26 protein-coding genes are annotated in these 22,244 nt (G+C 37.6%); 7 read left to right on the top strand and 19 right to left on the bottom strand.

What is annotated here, in order from left to right:
- Positions 1-37: 37 nt before the first annotated feature.
- The 6 genes from RE431_RS10450 to rsfS all read right to left on the bottom strand — a co-directional run bounded on the left by RE431_RS10450 (position 38) and on the right by rsfS (position 4,938).
- Positions 38-310, bottom strand: coding sequence for an acyl-CoA-binding protein (locus RE431_RS10450; protein ID WP_309561920.1), 273 nt, complete (start codon positions 308-310; stop codon positions 38-40).
- Between the two features lie 8 nt (positions 311-318).
- Positions 319-975 carry a phosphatidylserine decarboxylase family protein gene (locus tag RE431_RS10445; RefSeq protein WP_309561919.1) on the bottom strand — a complete coding sequence of 219 codons (657 nt, stop codon included), beginning with the start codon at positions 973-975 and terminating at the stop codon, positions 319-321.
- Positions 965-1,768, bottom strand: coding sequence for a phosphatidate cytidylyltransferase (locus RE431_RS10440; protein WP_309561918.1), 804 nt, complete (start codon positions 1,766-1,768; stop codon positions 965-967). Before RE431_RS10440 ends, RE431_RS10445 begins: the two co-directional genes overlap by 11 nt.
- A 3-nt stretch (positions 1,769-1,771) precedes the next feature.
- A complete protein-coding gene (locus RE431_RS10435) occupies positions 1,772-2,383 on the bottom strand; it encodes an LUD domain-containing protein (RefSeq protein WP_309561917.1) in 612 nt (203 codons plus the stop codon).
- A gap of 96 nt (positions 2,384-2,479) precedes the next feature.
- Complete coding sequence (ftsH, locus tag RE431_RS10430; RefSeq protein WP_309561916.1) at positions 2,480-4,540, bottom strand: ATP-dependent zinc metalloprotease FtsH; 2,061 nt, start codon at positions 4,538-4,540, stop codon at positions 2,480-2,482.
- Between the two features lie 26 nt (positions 4,541-4,566).
- The gene (rsfS, locus tag RE431_RS10425; RefSeq protein ID WP_089666629.1) at positions 4,567-4,938 is read right to left on the bottom strand and encodes a ribosome silencing factor; all 372 of its coding nucleotides are present in this window, start codon (positions 4,936-4,938) and stop codon (positions 4,567-4,569) included.
- 92 nt (positions 4,939-5,030) lie between these two features.
- Between rsfS and RE431_RS10420 the strand changes: the two genes are divergently transcribed.
- Positions 5,031-5,762: a biotin--[acetyl-CoA-carboxylase] ligase gene (locus RE431_RS10420; protein WP_309561915.1), complete on the top strand. Its 732-nt coding sequence runs from the start codon at positions 5,031-5,033 to the stop codon at positions 5,760-5,762.
- A gap of 51 nt (positions 5,763-5,813) precedes the next feature.
- On the opposite strand, the gene RE431_RS10415 is transcribed toward RE431_RS10420, so the two are convergent.
- Together RE431_RS10415 and pyrE are read right to left on the bottom strand one after the other, a co-directional pair.
- A complete protein-coding gene (locus RE431_RS10415) occupies positions 5,814-6,206 on the bottom strand; it encodes an SRPBCC family protein (RefSeq protein ID WP_309561914.1) in 393 nt (130 codons plus the stop codon).
- A 1-nt stretch (position 6,207) separates the two neighbouring features.
- Complete coding sequence (gene pyrE / locus RE431_RS10410) at positions 6,208-6,849, bottom strand: orotate phosphoribosyltransferase (RefSeq protein ID WP_309561913.1); 642 nt, start codon at positions 6,847-6,849, stop codon at positions 6,208-6,210.
- Between the two features lie 8 nt (positions 6,850-6,857).
- Here pyrE and RE431_RS10405 point away from each other — a divergent pair, with 8 nt between their 5' ends.
- Positions 6,858-7,481 (top strand): NUDIX hydrolase, encoded by a 624-nt coding sequence (locus RE431_RS10405; RefSeq protein WP_309561912.1) that lies wholly within the window; start codon positions 6,858-6,860, stop codon positions 7,479-7,481.
- Here the strand turns inward: RE431_RS10405 and RE431_RS10400 are convergent.
- A complete protein-coding gene (locus tag RE431_RS10400) occupies positions 7,449-9,200 on the bottom strand; it encodes a M14 family metallopeptidase (protein ID WP_309561911.1) in 1,752 nt (583 codons plus the stop codon). The two genes, RE431_RS10405 and RE431_RS10400, sit on opposite strands and share 33 nt — an antisense overlap.
- 176 nt (positions 9,201-9,376) lie before the next feature.
- Here RE431_RS10400 and RE431_RS10395 point away from each other — a divergent pair, with 176 nt between their 5' ends.
- Entirely contained in the window at positions 9,377-11,668 is a 2,292-nt protein-coding gene (locus tag RE431_RS10395) for a TonB-dependent receptor family protein (RefSeq protein WP_309561910.1), read from the top strand.
- Between the two features lie 71 nt (positions 11,669-11,739).
- Here RE431_RS10395 and coaD read toward each other — a convergent pair whose 3' ends face one another.
- A complete protein-coding gene (coaD, locus tag RE431_RS10390; protein WP_309561909.1) occupies positions 11,740-12,195 on the bottom strand; it encodes a pantetheine-phosphate adenylyltransferase in 456 nt (151 codons plus the stop codon).
- A 51-nt stretch (positions 12,196-12,246) separates the two neighbouring features.
- Positions 12,247-13,224: a D-alanine--D-alanine ligase gene (locus RE431_RS10385; RefSeq protein ID WP_309561908.1), complete on the bottom strand. Its 978-nt coding sequence runs from the start codon at positions 13,222-13,224 to the stop codon at positions 12,247-12,249.
- A gap of 101 nt (positions 13,225-13,325) precedes the next feature.
- Here RE431_RS10385 and RE431_RS10380 point away from each other — a divergent pair, with 101 nt between their 5' ends.
- The 4 genes from RE431_RS10380 to RE431_RS10365 all read left to right on the top strand — a co-directional run bounded on the left by RE431_RS10380 (position 13,326) and on the right by RE431_RS10365 (position 16,630).
- Entirely contained in the window at positions 13,326-13,949 is a 624-nt protein-coding gene (locus RE431_RS10380; protein WP_309561907.1) for a PASTA domain-containing protein, read from the top strand.
- Entirely contained in the window at positions 13,939-14,997 is a 1,059-nt protein-coding gene (locus tag RE431_RS10375) for an RluA family pseudouridine synthase (RefSeq protein WP_309561906.1), read from the top strand. The genes RE431_RS10380 and RE431_RS10375 overlap by 11 nt, the downstream gene beginning before the upstream one ends.
- A 97-nt stretch (positions 14,998-15,094) precedes the next feature.
- Positions 15,095-15,856, top strand: a complete 762-nt coding sequence (yaaA, locus tag RE431_RS10370) for a peroxide stress protein YaaA (protein WP_309561905.1) — start codon at positions 15,095-15,097, stop codon at positions 15,854-15,856.
- 102 nt (positions 15,857-15,958) lie between these two features.
- Complete coding sequence (locus RE431_RS10365; protein ID WP_309561951.1) at positions 15,959-16,630, top strand: uracil-DNA glycosylase family protein; 672 nt, start codon at positions 15,959-15,961, stop codon at positions 16,628-16,630.
- Positions 16,631-16,636: 6 nt separating this feature from the next.
- Here the strand turns inward: RE431_RS10365 and RE431_RS10360 are convergent, their stop codons facing one another.
- The 8 genes from RE431_RS10360 to RE431_RS10325 form a co-directional block, all read right to left on the bottom strand.
- Positions 16,637-16,771: a 30S ribosomal protein THX gene (locus RE431_RS10360; RefSeq protein WP_089666642.1), complete on the bottom strand. Its 135-nt coding sequence runs from the start codon at positions 16,769-16,771 to the stop codon at positions 16,637-16,639.
- A gap of 3 nt (positions 16,772-16,774) precedes the next feature.
- Positions 16,775-16,918: a hypothetical protein gene (locus RE431_RS10355; RefSeq protein WP_309561904.1), complete on the bottom strand. Its 144-nt coding sequence runs from the start codon at positions 16,916-16,918 to the stop codon at positions 16,775-16,777.
- A gap of 76 nt (positions 16,919-16,994) precedes the next feature.
- A complete protein-coding gene (gene trpA / locus RE431_RS10350) occupies positions 16,995-17,759 on the bottom strand; it encodes a tryptophan synthase subunit alpha (protein WP_309561903.1) in 765 nt (254 codons plus the stop codon).
- A gap of 81 nt (positions 17,760-17,840) precedes the next feature.
- The gene (gene trpB / locus RE431_RS10345; protein WP_309561902.1) at positions 17,841-19,022 is read right to left on the bottom strand and encodes a tryptophan synthase subunit beta; all 1,182 of its coding nucleotides are present in this window, start codon (positions 19,020-19,022) and stop codon (positions 17,841-17,843) included.
- 1 nt (position 19,023) lies between these two features.
- Positions 19,024-19,737, bottom strand: coding sequence for a phosphoribosylanthranilate isomerase (locus RE431_RS10340; protein WP_309561901.1), 714 nt, complete (start codon positions 19,735-19,737; stop codon positions 19,024-19,026).
- Positions 19,738-20,526, bottom strand: coding sequence for an indole-3-glycerol phosphate synthase TrpC (gene trpC / locus RE431_RS10335; RefSeq protein WP_309561900.1), 789 nt, complete (start codon positions 20,524-20,526; stop codon positions 19,738-19,740).
- A gap of 4 nt (positions 20,527-20,530) precedes the next feature.
- Positions 20,531-21,526: an anthranilate phosphoribosyltransferase gene (trpD, locus tag RE431_RS10330; RefSeq protein WP_309561899.1), complete on the bottom strand. Its 996-nt coding sequence runs from the start codon at positions 21,524-21,526 to the stop codon at positions 20,531-20,533.
- Positions 21,527-21,616: 90 nt separating this feature from the next.
- Positions 21,617-22,240, bottom strand: coding sequence for an anthranilate synthase component II (locus RE431_RS10325; RefSeq protein ID WP_309561950.1), 624 nt, complete (start codon positions 22,238-22,240; stop codon positions 21,617-21,619).
- Positions 22,241-22,244: the final 4 nt, after the last annotated feature.

Genomic DNA, 22,244 nt, shown 5'->3' with positions numbered 1-22,244 from the left:
ACAGATCGTCCTCTTTTTTTATTTAAAATTTCTAGTATTAACCTGATATTTCACCAATATGCTGCTCTACTAATTCTATATATTTTTCTTCTGCTTGCTTCTTACTAAGATCTTTTACCTGGACAAGCGCATTGATCTTAAAAGCGCTTCTTAGGTCTCCCTGGTTAGTAGGAGGGATATAGAACCCATTCTTTTCTGTAGCTCTTTTATAAAGCGCGTAAAAGTGTAAAAGCACATCAGGTGGAAATTGCTGATCTGTGCTACTTGCCATTTCGTAGGCTTTTAGAAACTTCGAGTTTTCTTCTGCCATCTTATTTTTTAAGAAGCGACATCAGCAATTACGCTAACGCCTCCTTTAACTTTTTGATTAATCTCAACATTCACTTTTGTTCCAACAGGAACAAATACATCTACACGACTACCAAATTTTATAAATCCGCTGTCACTTCCCTGAACTACTTCAGCATCAACTTCTGCATAATTTACAATTCTCTTTGCCAGTGCGCCGGCAATTTGTCTATAAAGGATCTCACCAGCAGTTTCGTTTTTCACAACTACAGTAGTCCTTTCATTTTCTTCACTCGATTTTGGATGCCAGGCTACCAAAAATTTACCTGGATGATATTTGCTATATGTTACTTTTCCTCCAACAGGATGACGAGTAACATGAACATTTACAGGAGACATGAAAATAGATATCTGAAGCCTGTTATCTTTAAAATATTCCTTTTCATAAACTTCCTCGATCGCTACAACCTTACCATCAACCGGAGCAATAATATGCTCATTGTTCAGGCTCGTGTTTCTTTTTGGGTTTCTGAAAAACTGAATGATCAGAAGGAAAAAGAAAATAGAAGCCACCAGAATGGCAAACTTTATCCAGTATACATTAATTAAACTGTATGTAATGATATTTATTGCGATAAGAATGATCGCAGTAATAGTCATTATTTTATATCCTTCTTTATGAAACATAATTCAATATATATAAATAAGCATAAATGAATGGACTGGCAAAGATAATACTATCCAGCCTGTCAAACAATCCACCGTGGCCTGGCATTAACTTACCGCTATCTTTTACACCAGCCTGTCTTTTAAATTTTGACTGAATTAAGTCTCCTAATGTTCCAAAGATGCTAAGAATTATAGCCATTCCAAGCCAGGTCCACATGGTGAGGAAATGTGTATAATACCAGATCGCATAACTCATAATCACACTAAAAACAAGCCCGCCTAGAAAACCTTCGATAGTTTTATTTGGTGAGATCTTTTCGTAAAGCTTTCGTTTACCAAAATTCTTACCTATTAAATAAGCAAAAGTGTCATTAGTCCATATCAGGAAGAAAATCCCAATTACGAGTTTCGGTATAAAAACACCTTCTATAGTGGGAATAAGTGTTAAGAATATGGTAGATGAAATAAGGTAAAAAATGATAATAATGTATTTCTTCTTTTCAAATACCGGAATTTTCTTAACTACCAGCAGGTCTTTTACCAGGAATAGATTTACAAAAACCGTTATCAACAATAACAAAATCGTTGCATCCTGATTAAATTTTAAAAAGCTGAAAAGGTAAAATAGGATAGCCTGTAAAAAGTAAAGTGCATAGCTCTTTAAACGTAGTAGCTTTTGCATTTCTACAAGGCATACTAAACTTAAAAGGTAAAAGAGAATTATGAAGATCACTTCTGAGGATAGGATGGAAGCAACCAATATGGATGTATACAACAATCCCGAAACGGCACGAATAATGGTTTCCCTCATAAATTACAGATCTTCCAGCAGCAGCAAATATAGGTTTTTTGTACTACTTCCATAACTCATGAAATCACCTTCTTTTTGAGTCTCAAAATTTTTGATCGTGGTGATATTGGAAGGGATTTGCTGTTTGTTCTTGAATTTAATTCCTCTAAGTCCTTCTCCGATGGTGTCAATTAGTTGACTAGTAGAGGATAATATGATAAAATTAGCAGGAAGGTCGTGAAGTTTTCTTTCCTTGATCTGGTTGGATGAGATCAAAATTGATCCGTCATTTGCCACCAGAAATTCACATGTTGATAAATAAAATTCAGCGTTTGCCGATTTATTGAATTCGAGATTGAAATCCTTGAACTTGTTCATAAGTTGCTCATCAAAACAGCAACATTGCTTCTCGTACCAGTCATTCTCCATGAGGATATTATCAAAAGCCTCCTGAACTTCTGCGTCATCCACACAGTATAAGAACTTCCCTCCATTATTTTTAAAATTGAGCATAAAACGCTCATCGGTAGGTAATTTTACCTCCGGCATATATTTCCCTCTGTCTGCATTCTCAGGGATATCCTGATCCTGGTCTGCCTTCGACTTGGGATTAAGAAACCTCTTGAATAGATTCATAGAGTTTGGGTGTGATTCTTACAGTCAATTTATCAAAGTTAAAAAATCTGAAATTAACCATTGTTTAATTTCAGATTTTTTACTTCAACTTCTACACTACTTATTAACCGAATCGTTTTCGGTTAATTCTCCTTCTTCGTCTGTATCCTTACCTTTTGAATCTTTAGATTCTGCTCCGTTCTTGGAACCTTCTTCTAAAGTGTTCTTTTCTTTCAGTGGTTTACCTTCTTCCTTTTCTTTTTCAAAAGGACGTTTTCCGAAGATCTTTTCAAGGTCGTCCTTAAAAATTACTTCTTTGTCAAGTAAAATTTCAGCAAGCTGAGTTAGCTTGTCTTTATTGTGTTCTAATAAATCTAGTGCACGCTTGTATTGATCTTCAATTAAATTCGAGATCTCCTTATCAATCAATTCTGAAGTCTTCTCACTATATGGTTTCGTGAAGTTGTATTCACTCTGCCCTGAAGAATCATAATAGGTAAGATTACCTACAGCCTCATTAAGACCGTAAATAGTTACCATTGCTCTGGCCTGCTTGGTTACTTTTTCAAGATCACTAAGAGCTCCTGTGGAGATTTTATTGAAGATGACCTTTTCAGCAGCTCTACCACCAAGTGCCGCACACATCTCGTCCAGCATCTGTTCAGGTCTAACAATTAGTCTTTCTTCTGGTAGATACCATGCGGCACCAAGAGATTGTCCTCTAGGAACAATAGTTACTTTTACTAGTGGAGCAGCATGCTCAAGCATCCAGCTCACCGTAGCGTGTCCAGCTTCGTGAAAAGCAATCGCTTTCTTCTCACTAGGAGTAATAATCTTATTTTTCTTTTCCAGTCCGCCTACGATACGGTCTACCGCATCAAGGAAATCCTGTTTTCCAACTGCCTTATTACCTTTTCTTGCGGCGATAAGAGCAGCTTCATTACATACGTTTGCAATATCAGCTCCCGAAAATCCAGGAGTTTGTTTAGCAAGGAATTCAGTATCCAGTTCATCTGCAACTCTTTTTAGAGGAGCCAGGTGAACTTCAAATATTTCTTTTCTTTCATTAAGATCTGGAAGATCAACATAGATCTGTCTGTCAAAACGTCCAGCACGCATTAATGCTTTATCCAGAACATCTGCACGGTTGGTTGCAGCGATCACGATTACGTTCGTATTCGTTCCAAAACCATCCATTTCAGTTAGTAACTGGTTCAGCGTGTTTTCTCTTTCATCATTAGATCCTGAGAAATTACTTTTTCCTCTCGCTCTACCAATGGCATCAATTTCATCAATAAATATGATTGATGGCGACTTCTCTTTTGCCTGTTTAAATAAATCCCTTACACGAGATGCTCCAACACCTACAAACATTTCAACGAAATCTGAACCTGAAAGTGAAAAGAATGGAACCTTTGCTTCACCTGCAACTGCTTTCGCAAGTAAGGTTTTACCTGTTCCCGGAGGACCAACTAATAAGGCTCCCTTCGGAATTTTACCACCGAGAGCAGTGTATTTTTCAGGCTTTTTCAGGAAGTCTACGATTTCCTGAACCTCTTCTTTTGCGCCTTCTAAACCAGCAACATCTTTAAAGGATGTTTTTACATCTGTATTCTGATCAAATAGTTTCGCTTTGGATTTACCAATATTAAAAATCTGACCTCCTGCACCGCCACCGGCACCAGAACTCATTTTTCTCATGATAAAGATCCATACTCCAATAATCAGGATGAATGGCAGCAACGCCCAAAATAGATCTCCAAGAACATCGCTTGAAGTATCATAAGTAACAACAGTATCAAGATTATTCTCATTCTTGATCTCATTGATATCATTCTCGAAATTCTGAAGGTCTCCGAATTGGAAAGTATATGTTGGTGATTCACCTGTAGGGAAAAGATCAGGATCGATATTCTTCTTATGAATATCCTTTTCTTTTGCCTCTTTGGTTAAATAAACTCTTGCCTGGTTACGGTTAATGATCTCAACTTTCTTTACATCACCGCTTCTTAAGTACTCTTTAAATTCTGCAGGATTGGTCTTTGCAGGTTCTGAGAAACCTCCATCACCAAATAGATTAAGTCCTAAAAATATAATAATGATCGCCGCATAAATCCAGTAGGCACTAAATTTAGGTTTTTTGGGATCTAATTTTTTCTTCGGTTTTTGATTCGCCATTCTGTGCTTCTTCTAATATTTTAGATTTAATAACTGCTTTCTATAGAAGTGATCTTCGCATCACCCCATAGGCTCTCAATATCGTAAAATTCCCTGATATGCTTCTGAAATACGTGAACAACTACATTAACGTAGTCCATTAACACCCATTCTGCATTTTCACTCCCTTCAATATGCCAGGGTTTGTCTTTCAGGTTTTTACTAACTGTTTTTTGTATGGAATTTACTATGGCGTTAACCTGCGTGTTTGAAGTACCATTGCAGATTATGAAATAATCACAAACTGTATTTTCAATTTCTCTAAGGTCCAGGATATCAATATCATTACCCTTCACTTCTTCTATCCCTTTTATGATATGTGCAATAAGTTGATCGCTGTTTTTTTCCTTTTTCGACATTAAATTAATTTATTTACGCAAATTTATCATTTTTTGCTCTTTTAAAGAGATTGTTAAAGAAGATTTTAACGCCTTATCTCTTATACTAATATATGCGTATAATCAAAGTTAATGCCATTGAGTCTACCAATTCTTTCGTTAGGAAGTTTTACGAAGGTAATGCTAATTTCGATCCTATTTGTGTAAGAGCAATTGCCCAGACAGCAGGACGAGGTCAGCGTGGATCTAATTGGGAGTCTAAAGCAGGCGAAAACCTCACCTTCAGCATTCTGTATCCTCAGAATAAACTAAATATTTCCCGGCATTTTCTATTGAGTGCAACCATATCTTTATCTGTATTAAAGGTGCTTCAGCAAATTGAAATTCCTGATATTAAGGTGAAGTGGCCAAACGACATTCTGTCAGCAAAACAAAAGATAGGTGGCATCCTGATTGAAAATATTGTAAAGACCGAAGGAATCGTAGCCAGTGTCATTGGAATCGGGCTTAACGTTAATCAGGATAATTTCAACCAATTACCCCAGGCAGGCTCCCTGAAATCGGTTACAAAAAAATCTTATGACCTGGATGAACTTCTCTTGCGGTTCATAGCTGAAATTGAAAAGGCTCTTAAGAAATTAAATTCAAGAGAGTCAACAGATATTCTCGAGGAATATGCAAGAAATATGTTTCGATTGAATGTGGTTTCTTCATTTTCCTCTAAAGAAGGGGAGAAGTTCAATGGAATAATCAGGGGAGTTACCACAGAAGGAAAATTGAATCTGGAAATAGAAGATGCTGTTTTTAGAACTTACGACCTTAAAGAAATTAAGCTGCTTTATTAAATAAAAAAAGCCGGAGCAATGTCCGGCTTCTAATATTCTTTGATCCTAAAATTACAGTTTACCGATATTCTCAGTTAAAGCTGTAATAAACTTTTTCAAAGGTGCTTTTATCATCATGCTCATCATAGCATTGAATTTTCCTTCAAAATCCATATTCACTTCACTCTTTTCATTGCCGGCATCTGTAATATGAGTTTTTAATTGGAAAGGAAATTTATCTGATGTAGAACCCAGAACCACAAGATTTGGTTCATTAGTTTCAACGATTTTAAGACGAATTTCTGGCATTCCTTTTAATTGAAAAAGAAAACTGTCTTCCGTTAATACTTCAAATTTCTCTTTGCTCGAAGGCATTATTTGTTCGTAATTCTCAACATTCGTCAGGAATTGAAACATTTCCTGCTGACTCTTATCTGCTGTTACTTTTTGGCTTTCTAATTTCATATTATGGTTTCCAGTTTGCAGGATCTTCTCTCCACTTTCGTAAAACTCCTGCTTCTTCAATATTTATATAATTCGTGTTCTGAGCTGTCTCTATTAGATTTTCATAATCACTTAAGGTATGAAGCTCAATATCCAGATTTTCAAAGTTTTTAACCGAAGTATCAAAACCATAAGTGAAAATAGCGAACATTCCTTTCACATTTGCTCCAGCCTCGTGAAGGGCTTTCACTGCATTAAGACTACTATTTCCAGTGCTGATTAGATCTTCGATCACTACTACAGTCTGACCTTCTTCCAGGTTTCCTTCAATCTGGTTCTGTCTTCCATGGCCTTTTGGTTCAGGTCTAACATATGCGAATGGAAGACTTAGGTATTCTGCTACCAACATACCAATACCTATGGCACCCGTCGCAACCGCGGCGATCACATCAGGCTTGCCGTACTTCTCTTCGATCTGTTTGGCAAAGTTTTCCCTAACGTAATTCCTGATCATCGGGTATGACAAAATGATCCTGTTATCACAATAAATTGGCGATTTCCAGCCGCTGGCCCAAGTAAATGGCTCTTGTGGTTCTAATTTTATTGCTTTAATTTGCAATAAAAGCTCAGCAGTCTTTTTTGCTGTTTCTTTATTCAAAATCATAGCTGCAAATGTATAAAGTTTTTGTGAATGATATTCCCATAATTGTTTCAACCAAGAAAGAAATCGGGGAAAACTACACTTCTTTTCCTTTAAAGACTGTCCGACTTAAAAAAGTGATCAGAAAAATTCTGAAAGGAAAACTACATTACGTAAACCTTTATCATAAAGACGAAAACAAGCTTTTAAAGCTTCTTCTGAAAAAAATGAAGGTGGTGACTGCTGCTGGTGGTATGGTAGTTAATTCTAAAAAGGAAATCCTTTTTATATACAGAAATAATCGTTGGGATCTACCAAAAGGTAAAACTGAAAAGAATGAAAGTATCGAAGAATCTGCAATTCGAGAAGTAGAAGAAGAAACAGGAGTTAAGAATCTCGAGATCACTCGTTTTATCACAAAGACTTACCACGTATTCAAGCGAAAAGGCAAACTAAAACTTAAGGAAACATACTGGTATGAAATGCATACAGATTATGACGGTGAGCTTGTTCCTGAAGTGAAAGAAGGTATTAAGAAAGCTAAATGGAAAGACCTTGAAAAAAGTCAAAAAGCTTTGAAAAAATCCTATGCCAATATTAAAATGTTATTTCCTGAAAAATTCTTAGCGGGGAAGTCTGAAGACTGGGTAGCGTAAATGTGCGTCTTCATAGTTGCTGGATCTTTTATGGATCCAATCTAACTGTGTATACCAGTTATTTCTAAATTCGGCATCACTGCTTTTCTTGTTCTCAAATTCTTCTTTAAGTTCTGGATCTTTGTCCAGCATATCTTTTGCGATATCTTCAAAAACATAAGGCGAAAAACCTTCTTTCTGCTGAAGAACCGTGTCGAAGAAATTCCAGTTAAAAAATGAATCTACCGCAGATGGTTCCAGGGTTTCAATTAAATATCTGGCTCCGTCCTGAAAAGTAGTTATCATATAATCTCCTTTCTGGAATCTAACATCTTCAGAACTTGTTGAAACCTTAGTATTTTTATGAGGATAATGGCCTTCGTAAGCCGTTTCTGAAGTTTCATAATCTTCGATCTTATAGACTTCAACGTTTATAATGGTATCCCTGTCTAGAGTTTCCATTTTAATATCATTCATCTTCAACCTGTCTACAACAGTCCACCAACCTTGTGGAATGATGTATGCCCTAGGAATCTCAATTTCTTCTGTCACCTTAAAATTGTCAAAATATTCGATCTCTTTCGTGAAAGTTTTATCACGATCATATTTTAGTCGCTCCTGTCCGGTTACTTCGCTGGCGATATTTTCAGCTTCAAAACCTTTAAATTCTCTCTTTGATGGATTCTCTTTATCAATTTCAAACCTTAGATTATATTTTCTATCGGTAAGATATTTTCTTCTAGCCTGATTTCTAAGATCTTTGATCACTGAGCTTTCAGCATCGGTGATCTTGATCATCGATCTCATTAATTCATAAGTTCCCCAGACTCTTTTTTCATAAGGCTTCAGCATATGGGTTTCCACCATCATTCCCAGCGTATTCCAGAGGCTGGTATAGCCCGTAGAATATCTTGGTGAATCCATGAATTGTGAAAATCCATTTTCCGGAACTTCATTAAAAACGTTCACGTAGGGAGTAATGTCCCAGTCTTTAGCTTTTAAAGAGTCTTCCAGTGCCGGCATCATTTTTTTCTGAACATAATCTCCAAGGTTACCCCCAAGTTTATCATGCTGAGTAAATAAATGAGTAAGTGTATACTGGTAATCTGCTCCGTTGCTCACATGATTGTCTATAAATACATCGGGATCCAGATAATGGAAGATTTCGTAGAAGGTCTGAGCGTTTTTAGTATCAGACTTTATAAAATCCCTGTTTAAATCGTAGTTACGGGCATTTCCTCTAAAACCATATTCTTTTGGTCCGTTCTGATTAGTTCTGCTGCCTGAATTTCTGTTAAGAGTGCCACCAACATTATAGATAGGAATAGTAGCGATTACTGTATTTTTTGGTGATGCTATGGAATCTCCGGCCATATCCCGGAACATCATCATCGTTGCATCAATTCCGTCGCTTTCACCGGGATGAATTCCATTGTTGATAAGCATGACGCTGTGGGACTTTCGAAGCTTTTCCAGATCAAATTCTCCACTAGGATTATAAATGGCAAGATGTAGCGGAAGTCCGCTGTCGGTTTCACCAAATTCCTGAAGGCTGATGCTTGGATATGCCTCTGCCAGTTTCTTATAAAATTCTATAACCTCTGCATAAGTACCGGTTTCGGTACCATCAGTTTTTTCAAATCGGGTTTCGAAATCGTAATCTTTAACCAGCTTGTACTTAGAAAAATCACAAGATGAAAGGCTGATCACAATCCCCAATGCCAACCACAGTTTTTTCATAAAATTTTCTAAAAATATAGCCGTAAACTTAATTAAAAAGTCTGAAAGCAACCAAAAACATCGGCCTTATCTATATTTCCGAGAATTGGAATAATAAAAATCACTGTTTTATAAAACTCTCCAAACCCGGTTTTTTTATTGAATATTGGTTAAAATTGTGGTCTAAAGCTAAAAACTTGAAGAACTCTCTATTCATATTCTCATTGATTCTATTTCTAATCCAGACTGCCAACGCCCAGCAATTTAAAGGTCGGGTACTTGATAGTAGATCTAAAATTCCTTTGGAAAGGGTTAAGGTAACTGATAGAAACTCCGGTGAAAGTCAGTTAACTGACAGGTTTGGGAATTTCAGTTTTGATGAGGTTAGCTTTCCTGTTGAATTAGAATTTTGCCGTGAGGATTATTTAGGTTCAATTTTGATCTTTCAGGAAAATGAAAGTAGAATAGAGGCTTACCTGGAAAAGGATATAGATCAATTATCTGAAATTGTTGTTCGAAGCGCTAATATTCCTGAAAAGATCAGGGAAATTCCGGCATCGGTTGGTTTAATCTCAAAAAATGATCTTCAAAGAACCGATAACTTCAACCTGGTTCAGAATTTTAATTATGTTTCTGGTGTGTTTGTAAGTCAGGGTGCATTGAATACGAACAAGATCAATATTCGGGGGATTGGCGCCAGGTCTCAATATAGCACCAATCGCATTAAAGCATATATCAATGGGATTCCACTTACTACAGCTGAAGGCGAATTGACGCTAGATGATTTTGATGCTGAATATCTCGATCGAATCGAGATCTATAAAGGTCCGGTGTCCTCAGCTTACGGTGCCGGTTTAGGTGGCTCCATCAATCTTTATACTAACAGGAATCAAAAAGATCAGCGATCTATTACTACCAATTTCAATTATGGAAGGTTCAATACCCGAAAAAACGGAGTCAATTTGAGTTATGTGAAAGATAGTCTCGATCTTTCTTTTAATTATAACCAGGTTCAAAGTGACGGATACAGGCAAAATGGTGCATATGACCGTATTTCAATGCTTGGTTCGGCAGGTCTTATCAATAAATCGGGTAATTACTGGTCGTTCTTTTTCTCATACACTAATCTCAAAGCATATATTCCGAGTTCCTTGAGTGAATCAGATTTCAGAAATGATCCTGAAAAAGCAGCTTTTACCTGGAATCAGGCGGCTGGTTATGAGTCTTATGACAAGAATATTTTTGGTGTCGCCTACGAACATAATTTTTCTGAAAAGCTCATCAATACTACTTCGGTATTCTATAATTCTCGGGATGGGTATGAGCCACGACCTTTTGATATTCTAGATGAAGACAGGCAGTCTATTGGAGCAAGAACAAGGTTTAATTTAAAAACCGAAATTTTTAAAAAGGAATCTGAATTCAGTTTTGGGACGGAAACCATGTTTGAATTTTATGAAACTGGAACTTTTGAAAATCGTTATGAGCAAGCAGAAGAAAGAAGAAGTATTCAGGGAGATCGATTAAGCCTGAATGAACAAGATAGAAATTATGTAAATGTATTTGCTCAGCTTAATAGCCGACTGACTCCTAAGTTGAGGGCCGAATTAGGATTGAATTTTAATTCAACGTCATATGATCTTGAAGACAGGTTTGCTGATGGTGATATCGATCAATCTGGTAGTTATTCGTTTGATCCTGTAATTTCACCAAGAATGGGATTGAATTACGAGGTTTTTGATGGGAAGAATGTTTACGCCTCGATGAGCCATGGATTTTCAACACCAACAGTTGCCGAAACTCTAACGCCGGAAGGATTAATAAATACCGATCTTCAGACTGAAACTGGGTGGAACTATGAAATTGGTTTCAAAGGGAACTGGTTAAATAATAAACTTTTTACTGAATTGAACCTGTATTCCATTCAGATAAGGAATTTATTAGTGGCAAGAAGAGTGGGGCAGGATCAATACGTTGGAGTTAACGCCGGAAAAGCAGATCATAACGGAATTGAGTTCACCTCGATATATCAAACCAGCTTTCCAAATGAAATTGGATTAAGATTATTCCTGAACTCTAATTTCAACTTTTTTACTTTCGATAAGTTCGTGGACCTTGGGGAAAACTATTCAGGAAACGAAATTCCAGGAGTGCCGAAATATATGATTTCACCCGGAATAGAATTTAGTATTAAAGATCTAACAGCAAATCTCAATTTCCAGGCATTCGGTGAAATGGCATTAAATGACTCAAATTCGGGTTACACAGATCCTTATGAACTGCTCAATTTAAAATTGAATTATAACTGGAATTTGAATGAAAAATTCGATCTGCAGTTCAATTTCGGGATCAATAATATACTGGATGAGAATTATGCAGCAAGCATCGTGACGAATGCTGTTGGTTTCGGAGGTTCATCTCCACGATATCACTATCCCGGAAATCCAAGAAATTTCTTCGGAGGCGCTAGATTAAAATTTGATCTTTAAAAGCTGTTTTCCTGAAATTATTTCAGAATTAAGATTCTTAAATTCTCCACTTCGTTTGGAAACGTCTTAATCTATTTTTTTCTAACCACATCTGGCACCATAAATTCATAGTTTCCGCCATGATGCATTACGTCCCGAACCACGGTAGAAGAAATATGTGCTTTTCCGGAGCTTGAAATTAGAAAAATACTGTCGATGCCAGACATTTTATAATTAGTTTGCCCGATGGCTTTTTCAAATTCAAGATCCTGCCCGTTTCTTAATCCGCGTAAAATAAACCCGGCGTTCTTAGATTTACAAAAGTCTATTGTAAGCCCTTTATAGGTCTCAACTTTTATTTTCGGCTCGTCCTGATAAGTTTCTTTCAGAAAATGTAGTCGTTCTTCCAGGCTGAACATATATTTTTTGCTTGAATTTGTGCCGATCGCCAGAATGATCTCATCAAAAAGAGGTAGCGCACGGTCAATAATATCGGTATGTCCTAAAGTTAAGGGATCGAAAGATCCGGGAAAAACTGCTTTTCTCATCAGGCGGTTTTAGATAGGTTTTAAATGTAAAAGATAAACAGAATTTATGATTTATTGATTTAAGGCAGCTTCAATAGTACTTCCAAAAAGATCTTTCAGACTTATCCCGGCCTTTTCGGCCTGTTGAGGTAAGATACTGGCCTGGCTTATTCCAGGATTCGTATTCATTTCAATAAAATGAGGCTCGCCATTATGAAAGATAAATTCTGATCGGGAAAGTCCTTTCATCTTCAGTTTTTTGTAAATCATTACAGCGATATCCTGAACCTTTTTAGTGTCTTCATTAGAAATTCTTGCCGGTGTGATCTCCTGAGACTTTCCTAAATACTTCGCTTCATAATCAAAGAATTCACCATCCGGAACTATTTCTGTGACTGGTAAAGCCAAAACTTCGCCATTATAAGTAATCACTCCAACGGAAACTTCGGTTCCATCCAAAAAGGATTCAATAATGGCTTCATCATCTTCAGTAAAGGCTGTTTTAGCTGCACTTATTATTTCGTCCTCAGTTTTAACTTTGGTTACTCCAAAGCTGCTTCCGGCACGATTCGCCTTTACAAAACATGGGAGTCCAACCGTATCAACAATTTCTTTGGTATTGATCTCCTGATCTTTATTCAGAAAATAATTCGTGGCAGCTTTTACTCCGTATGGCTTTAAAACACTAATAAGATCCCTTTTATTAAAAGTCAGTGCAGACTGATAATAATCACAACTTGTTTGGGGAATTCCTATTAATTCCAGGTAGGCCTGTAAAAGTCCATTTTCACCTGGTGTTCCATGGATGGTATTAAATACGCAGTCGAATGTAATTACCTTATCGTCAATTTTTACCGTGAAATTACTTTTGTTGATAGGATAGGGAGTATCATCTTCTGCCACGACAAACCATTCGCTCTGTAAAATATGAACCCGGTAAGGCTCATAAAGATCACGATCAAGGTGTTTGTAAACAATATTTCCGCTGTTGATGGAAATGCGATATTCACTGGAATATCCGCCCATTGCAATGGCAATTTTTTTCTTCATATTCAATATATCCGGTTAGAACTCGTTAAACAAAAATATCACTTAAAAGGGCAGTCACCAAAACCAAAGGGTTTTATATCTTTGCCCATTATCTAAAAACTATGGGATTATTTCGATTTATTTTCAGCAAGACATTTTTAATTCAACTTGTCCTTGCAGTAATTGTATTAGTCGTGCTATCATTTTTAACGATGCAATGGCTTGATTATTCTACCAATCAGGATCAGAGAATTGAAGTTCCAGACCTGGCGAAAATGAATCTGGATAATGTTGAAGAGAGGTTGGAAGAAATGGATCTTGATTTTGAGATCCTTGATTCAGCAAATTTCAATCCCGATTTCCCAAGATATTCTGTAATAGATCAGGTGCCAGCTCCGGGAAAATTTGTGAAGGAAGATCGAAAGATCTATTTGACTCTGAATCCTTCAGGATATAGAAAAATTGAAGTACCAATGAATCTTATCAGGAAGACCAGAAGACAGGTGGAGCCTACTTTAAGATCTCTTGGATTTGAGATTGGAGAGGTATCTTATAAACCAGATATCGCTGAAGATGCGGTTCTTGAATTAAGGCATAAAGGTAAACTGGTAGAGCCGGGTGATGAATTGATGAAGACTTCTGTGATAGACCTGGTTCTTGGAGATGGAAGCGGTAGATACCGAAGTACCGAAGAAGATACGCTTGATGTAGAAAGCGAAACCGAAAGCGAAGTTGATGAATTCTAATAAAGACCAGAGAGAAGAGATAGAAGATGAAGAAGAAGACGAAAGTCTTTATGAACATCACAAATTCGTAGCTGAGGTAGGGCAAAGACCGCTTCGTGTGGATAAGTATTTGATGAATTTCATCGAAAATGCTACTCGAAATAAGATTCAGAAAGCTGCCAAAAGCGGAAATATCTACGTAAATGGAGATACCGTCAAGCAGAATTATAAAGTAAAAGGCGGTGACACCGTTCAGGTAATGTTCGAGCATCCACCTTATGAATATTTACTGGTTCCAGAAGATATTCCTCTTGATATCGTCTATGAAGATGAAACTTTACTGGTAGTGAATAAACCCGCCGGAATGGTGGTGCATCCAGGTCATGGAAATTATAGCGGAACTTTGATCAACGCCTTGGTTCATCATTTTGATAATTTGCCGAATAATAGTAGTGATCGTCCTGGACTAGTTCATAGAATCGATAAAGATACCAGCGGACTTCTGGTTGTCGCAAAGACTGAGGAAGCCATGGCACATCTGTCTAAACAATTCTTCGATAAAACGAGTGAGCGTGAATATGTTGCCATCGTTTGGGGAAATATTGATGAAGAGGAAGGCAGGATCGAAGGGAATATTGGCCGAAATCCAAAGAATAGATTACAAAATATCGTATATGAGGGTGATGATGCCGAAAATGGTAAACCAGCCGTTACTCATTTTAAGGTCATTGAGCGACTTGGTTATGTAACACTGGTTTCGTGTAAACTTGAAACCGGAAGAACGCATCAAATTCGTGTTCATATGAAATATATCGGCCATACACTTTTTAATGATGAGCGTTATGGTGGTGATAGGATTTTAAAAGGAACAACTTTTACTAAATATAAGCAATTTGTAGATAATTGTTTTAAGATACTTCCAAGACAGGCACTTCATGCAAAGACTTTAGGATTTGAACATCCAACAACTGGAAAGTGGATGAGCTTTAATTCAGATATTCCTGAAGATATGGTAAACTGCATTGAAAAATGGCGTGGATATGCTAAAAATCAATTAGACGATTTATAGCATAAATGGCTTCTATAGATTCATAAGAAACAAATTTCAGGGATTTTTCAGTTTTTAAGATGATAAGTTATCTTTGGTAGAAAATAACCTAAGAGAAATGAAAATTGTTGTTTCGCCGGCGAAAACGCTGGATTATGAATCAAAATTACCAACTACAAGAGGCACTCAGCCTGAATTTCTGGAAACAGCTTCTAAGCTGAACCGCAAACTTGCCAGACAAAGCAAAAAGCAGATTTCAGAATTAATGAGCATCAGTGATAAGCTGGCAGATCTCAACTATACTCGATATCAGGAATTTCAGGAAGATCATGATAAGAAGAATTCCCGTCCTGCCATGTATGCTTTTAATGGCGATGTATATACTGGTTTGGATGCTTATACGATTCCAACAGATAAACTCGATAAACTTCAGGACACGTTAAGAATTCTTTCCGGAATGTACGGAATTCTGCGACCACTTGACCTGATGCAGCCTTACCGACTGGAAATGGGAACTTCTATTGGGATTGAAAGAAAAAATAATCTATATGAAGTATGGCAGAAAAAGGTGACCGAATATTTGAATGATGAACTGGAAGATGATGAGCTTTTTCTGAATCTTGCCAGTAATGAATATTTTAAGGCGGTGGATACAAAAAAACTAAAAGTCCCTGTGATCTCACCGGTTTTCAAGGACTTTAAGAATGGAAAACTTAAGATTATTAGCTTTTTCGCTAAAAAGGCACGTGGTTCTATGGTTCGCTATATCATCGATAATGACTGCAAAACTCTGGAAGATGTAAAAGGCTTCGATTATGATGATTATCGATATAGCGAAGAGCACACAGAAAATGAGAATGAACCAACATTCATAAGATAAAAACATTGTCATGCTGGACTTGTTTTAGGATCTGAGAAGCTGAAATCGAAGAGTCAACGAAGTTAAACAAGTTCAGCTTGACGGTGCACAATAAAATTGAAGATCGATTTGGAACTTTTTCATCATAAACATCCTTACCCACCATTTATTCCTGAAACAGCGACGAAGCTGGTTGTTGGAACTCTTCCGCCGCCTAGATTCACTCAGGGGAAATTTAAAGAAGATGACGTGGATTTTTGTTATGGTAGCCGGGATGGGCAATTATGGATCATTCTAAACAGGATTTTTGATCTCGATCTCAAATTTGAAAATACTCAGGAAGCTATTCAGGAGCGAAAAGATTTTCTGATCAACCGAGGAATTGGGATTTGCGATGTGGTTGAAAGCAGTAGGAGAGAGAAGATCGATGCTTCAGATCTTGGAATGCAAAAAGTGGAGCTTCGCGATATGATCAAAATCCTGCGTGATAATCCTAAGATTGAGACTTTGCTTTTTACTGGAGGAAATTCTAAAAACGGGCCTGAGTTTTTCTTTAGACGATATTTGAAAGAGAATCACCCGGATATTAAGATGAAAGTCATTACAAACAAATCGCCTAGAATTCATCAATTTATTTTAGATGGCAGATTGATAAAAACAGTGTCTCTTATAGCACCTTCAGGAGCGGCAAATATCGCTGTGGGAAGCAATCCACTGTATAAAGAATTGAAAAAGAAAAACCCTGAATTCAATACGCTTGATTTCAGGGTTCTTCAGTATAAAGAATTTTTCTAAGTCGAATTATTGCAATTCTTTTTTATCCTGGTCTGCCAGTGTCGTAGGTTTTATTTTGAACTTTTTTCGTTTCGGCCTTAATTTGCCACTGGTTCCAATTGCAATTTTTCCTCGCTTAGTTTTTTTATCTCCTTTTCCCATAAACTATTGTTTATTCTGTTGGTCTTTGATGGTTGTTTCATCAATATCTACTTCATTCGTTTTTTCATTACGATTTCCGGTAGGGTTTGTAGGATTCTTTTGATCCTTCGTTCTACCTTTGTGTTTATCTTCAATTGGTCCTCCCATAACTTTTGTTTTTATGATTTACTCTAAGATAGGTAGAACTAGTCTTAAAAGCTGCTAAGAGCCTGTTACAATTAGGTTAAAGCTTAACTTTCTGGACAAAGGACGGAATATTTGAAGTCCCATTCTCAATTAGATGCTTGATAAAAGCACTTCCAAGAATTGCTCCTTTCGCATATTCTGTAGCCTGGTTGAATGTCTCTTTGTCTTTTATCCCGAATCCAACGATCTGTGGGTTTTTTAGATCCAGATCATTTATCCTTTTAAAATATTCCCTAGTTTCTTCACCAAAGCCACTGGTAGAACCGGTGACGCTGGCACTACTCACCATGTAGATAAAGCCATCAGAAACCGAATCTATATAACGAATTCTTTCATCTGAAGTCTGTGGTGTAATAAGAAAAATGTTCCTCAAACCATACTTTTCGAATAGCTGTTTGTATTTATCATGATAAACATCTACGGGCAAATCTGGAATAATGAGTCCGTCGATACCAGTTTCCTGGCATTTTTTGCAGAAATCTTCAACGCCATATTGAAGCATAGGATTAAAATAACCCATGATGATAAGTGGAATTTCAACTTTTTCTCGAATTCCTTCTAACTGCTGAAAAAGTTTCTCAGTGGTCATTCCATTCTTTAAAGCCTTCGTAGAACTCTCCTGAATGGTAGGTCCGTCAGCCAGAGGATCACTAAATGGTAGTCCGATTTCAATAAAATCGACCCCATTTTTTTCCAGATCCACGATGATCTTTTCGGTATCCTCAAAATCCGGGTATCCGGCGGTAAAATATATGGAAAGCAGTTTATGGTCTTCCTGCAGTTTTTTATTTATTCTGTTCATTTTTCAATATTCTTAGTAATTCGTCAGTCTGAATTTATTTCAGCGTCTCAATAGATTCTGAAACAAGATCAGAATGATGAACTATAAATTAAAATATTCGATATACGTATTCAGGTCTTTATCACCACGACCGGAAAGATTTACCACCACGATATCATCTTTTTCAAACTTCCTGGTTTCAAAAATTGCCAGAGCATGAGAAGTTTCGATGGCGGGAATAATACCTTCCAATTTTGCCAGTTCCAGCCCGGCTTTCATCGCATCCTCATCGGTGACACTAATGAATTCCCCGCGACCACTCGTAAATAAATTTGCATGCATTGGACCTACACCGGGATAATCTAACCCGGCAGAAATTGAATAAGGTTCGGTAATTTGTCCGTCGCCAGTTTGCATGAGTAAAGTTTTACTTCCGTGGATAATTCCGGCTTTCCCGAGTGCTGAGGTAGCCGCACTTTCTCCTGAATCTACTCCCTTTCCGGCAGCTTCAACCGCGATAATTCCAACTTCAGGATTGTCCAGATAATGATAATATGCTCCGGCAGCATTGCTTCCACCACCAACGCAGGCCACTACAAAATCAGGGTCTTCCCTGCCTTCTTTTTCCTGAAGCTGATTTTTAATTTCTTCTGAGATCACCGCCTGGAATCGTGCCACCATATCTGGATATGGATGAGGTCCAACGACAGAACCGATGATATAATGCGTATCCACCGGATTGTTGATCCAGTCACGGATTGCCTCATTTGTTGCATCCTTCAAGGTTCTACTTCCAGATTTAGCCGGAACTACCTTCGCTCCAAGCATTTTCATACGAGCCACATTCGGTGCCTGTCTGTCTATATCGATCTCGCCCATATAAACAATGCATTCCATTCCCATTAAAGCGCAAACGGTTGCCGTAGCAACTCCATGCTGACCTGCACCGGTTTCCGCAATGATTCGCTTCTTGCCAAGTTTCTGCGCCATCAGGATTTGTCCGATGGTATTATTTACTTTATGTGCGCCGGTATGGCACAGATCTTCCCTTTTCAGGTAAACTTTTGTACCGTATTTCTCGCTAAAGCGTTTGGCATAATAGAGTGGTGTAGGCCTACCTACATATTCTTTCAGAAGATCCTTGAATTCTTTCTGAAAAGACTCTTCTTTCATGATATCTAAATAGCGCGAACGCAATTCTTCCACGTTTGGATACAGCATTTCGGGAATGTAGGCGCCGCCAAATTCTCCGTAATATCCTTTTTCATCAACCTGATAGCTCATTTTATGAATTTATCTGAGTTTTGAAATCTTTCAATTCCTTTAATTTTTTTAGTCCGGGTTTTAATTCGAATTTGCTGTTCACATCTACAGCATAAAGCAATCCCGGTTTGCCATCTCTGTAAAAATGACTTTTTAATTCGGCAATGGCCTTTCCATGTTCGGGGCCAATTCCTCCGCTTAAGAAGAAAGGCGTATTTGAAGGGTAATCTTTTAAAATCTTCCAGTCGAATTCAGTTCCATTTCCACCGCGAAGCTTGCCCTTGGTATCAAAAAGGAAATAATCGACAATGCCTTCAAAGGCTTTGGTTTCCTGAAAATCGAAATCATCTCCAACAGAAAATACCTTGATGATCTCCGGGGTGTTGCCCAATTGCTGAAGTTCTACTTTCAGATCTTTAGCAAAATCTGCCGATTCATCTCCATGAAGCTGAACTGCATTCAGGCTATATTTTATAATCTTTTCTTTTATTTCTTCGATTTCAGCATTTACAAAAACACCAACTTTCTTGATTTCCGGAGCGATCGCAGGTAATTCACCGTCAAAATAGCGAGGCGATTTTTCGTAAAATATCAACCCCATATAATCGGGCTGCAATTCGGCTACCTGAATCATATTTCCGGCCTGTTGCATTCCACAAACTTTAATACTCAATCCTGAACTCTGTCCCGACGCCGAAGTGATCAGGGCTTTTTGTTTCATGTTCTCTTGATCCATTTAAACAATAGATTTTAATTCTGTAATAAATTCTTTTGCAGCAGCTCCCGGATTATCGGTTTTCATGAAATTTTCCCCGATGAGAAATCCCTGATAACCGTAATTTTTAAGATCTGCTATTGCTGAGGTATTACTAATCCCACTTTCTGAAACTTTTACAAATTCATTCGGAATTAACTCTGCCAGTTTCTTTGAATTTTCGATACTGACCTCAAAAGTTTTTAGATTCCGGTTATTCACACCGATCATATCAGCCTTCACCTTTAATGATTTTTGCAGTTCTTCTTCATTATGAATTTCCAGAAGCACATCCATTCCTAGTTCCTTTGCCGAATTTGCAAGATAGATCAATTGTTCTTCAGTCAAAACCGCAGCGATCAAGAGAATAGCATCAGCTCCGTAAGCTTTGGCTTCTGTAACCTGGTATTTATCGATCATGAATTCCTTTCGAAGAATTGGAGTTTCTACCGAAGCTCTGGCATAAAGCAGATCTTCAAGAGATCCCCCGAAATATTTGCCATCTGTTAATACTGAAATTCCTGAAACTTCGGCGTCTTCATATCCTTTGGTCACATCCTGAACATTATGGCTTTGATTGATCACCGACTTTGAAGGAGATCTTCTTTTATGTTCAGCTATAATTCCTGAACCGCTTTTCAGGTTTTCAGCAAGGGAAAAACATTTTCTGTCAAAAAGCACTGAACTTTCAAGCTGAGAAACCGGGATCAATGATTTCTTTAATTCGACTTCTTTGAATTTATCTGCAATGATCTTATCGAGAATATTCATGGATTTAAAATTGACTTAATTCCTGTAATTTTTTAAAACTTTCAAAGGCCTGGCCAGATTCCAGAGATTCCTTTGCTGTGGCAAATCCATCCTGCGGACTCAGGTTTCTGGAAGTCGCAATGGCCATACCAGCATTGGCACAAACCACATTGTTCTGTGCTGAGGTTCCTTTACCTTTCAGAATATTGGTCAGGATCTCTGCTGAACTTTCTATGGAACCGCCGCCCGCGATCTCAGACATTTTTAATTCTGAAACTCCAAAATCTGTAGGTTTTAGAACTCTTTCAGAATTATTGCTGATACTTTTTGTTTCACCGGTTAGAGAGATTTCATCATATCCGTCTAACGCGTGTAAAATAGTATAATTTTTATCGGTATTCTGATATAGATAGGCATACATCCTTGCCAGTTCAAGACTGAAAACACCTACTAACTGATTCTTAGGAAATGCTGGGTTTACCATCGGTCCGAGCATATTAAAGAAGGTTTTTACCGCCAGACTCTTTCTCACCGGAGCCACATTTTTCATAGCCGGGTGGAATAACGGAGCATGTAGAATGCAAATATTAGCCTCATCGATACACTTTTCCAGAAATCCAGCATCATTGCTAAATTTAATTCCGAGATATTCCATGACGTTCGAGCTTCCGCTCACCGAAGAAACCCCGTAATTTCCGTGTTTAGCTACTTTCACCCCGGCACCGGCAGTCACAAAAGAAGATGTTGTGGAAATATTAAAAGTGTCTTTTCCGTCACCTCCAGTTCCGCAAAGATCTACTGCTTCGTAAGCAGAAAGATCTACTTTAATGCATAATTCAAGAAGCGCATCCCTGAAACCTTCGAGTTCCTCAATAGTGATACTTCGCATCATATAAACGGTAAGAAAAGCAGCGATCTGGGTTTCGTTATATTTACCTTCAGAAATATTGAAGATCACCTGCTTAGCCTCTTCCGTGCTTATGGTTTCGTGACTGATAAGCCTGTTTAAAAGTTCTTTCATTTTTTATGTCCTCTCTCTATATCAAGCTGAATTTATTTCAGCTACTCTCTAAATCCTGAAAATGAATTCAGGATGCCGAATTTTGTCAATTTATGATATTGTTTTTTCCGATTTTGATACTTCCTCTTTTTGAATATTATCTTGTTCTGGGCCATTCACCCAGTTTTTGATCATTCTTTTTCCTTCTGGAGTAAGCACAGATTCAGGATGAAACTGAACTCCACGCACGTCAAATTCGGTATGCCTGAGCGACATGATTTCTCCTTTTTCATCGTAACTGGTTGCCTGTAGAGTAGGAGGTAAGTTCTTTTCGACTACCCAGGAGTGATAACGTCCTACCTGTAATTCTTTATCAAGACCGGCAAATAAATATTCGTCGTCTACGAAAAGCTCAATTTTAGTAGCTACACCGTGATAGACATCATCGAGATTCAATAATTTTCCACCGAAAACTTCACCGATGGCCTGCATCCCCAGGCAAACTCCAAGAATACTTTTAGTCGCTGCATATTTTTTGATAATGGGTTTTAAAAGTCCTGCTTCATCTGGAATTCCCGGCCCTGGCGATAATAATATTTTGTCGTAATCTTCCACATCATCGATATGCAACTGATCGTTTCGCCTTACATCAACCTTGCAATCCAGCTCTTCGAGGTAATGCACCAGGTTATATACGAAAGAATCGTAATTGTCTATTACCAGTATTTTCTTTATCTCT

The organism is Christiangramia sediminicola (assembly GCF_031344135.1).
Classification (GTDB): domain Bacteria; phylum Bacteroidota; class Bacteroidia; order Flavobacteriales; family Flavobacteriaceae; genus Christiangramia; species Christiangramia sediminicola.
This window is presented reverse-complemented; position numbering and strand designations above follow the sequence as displayed.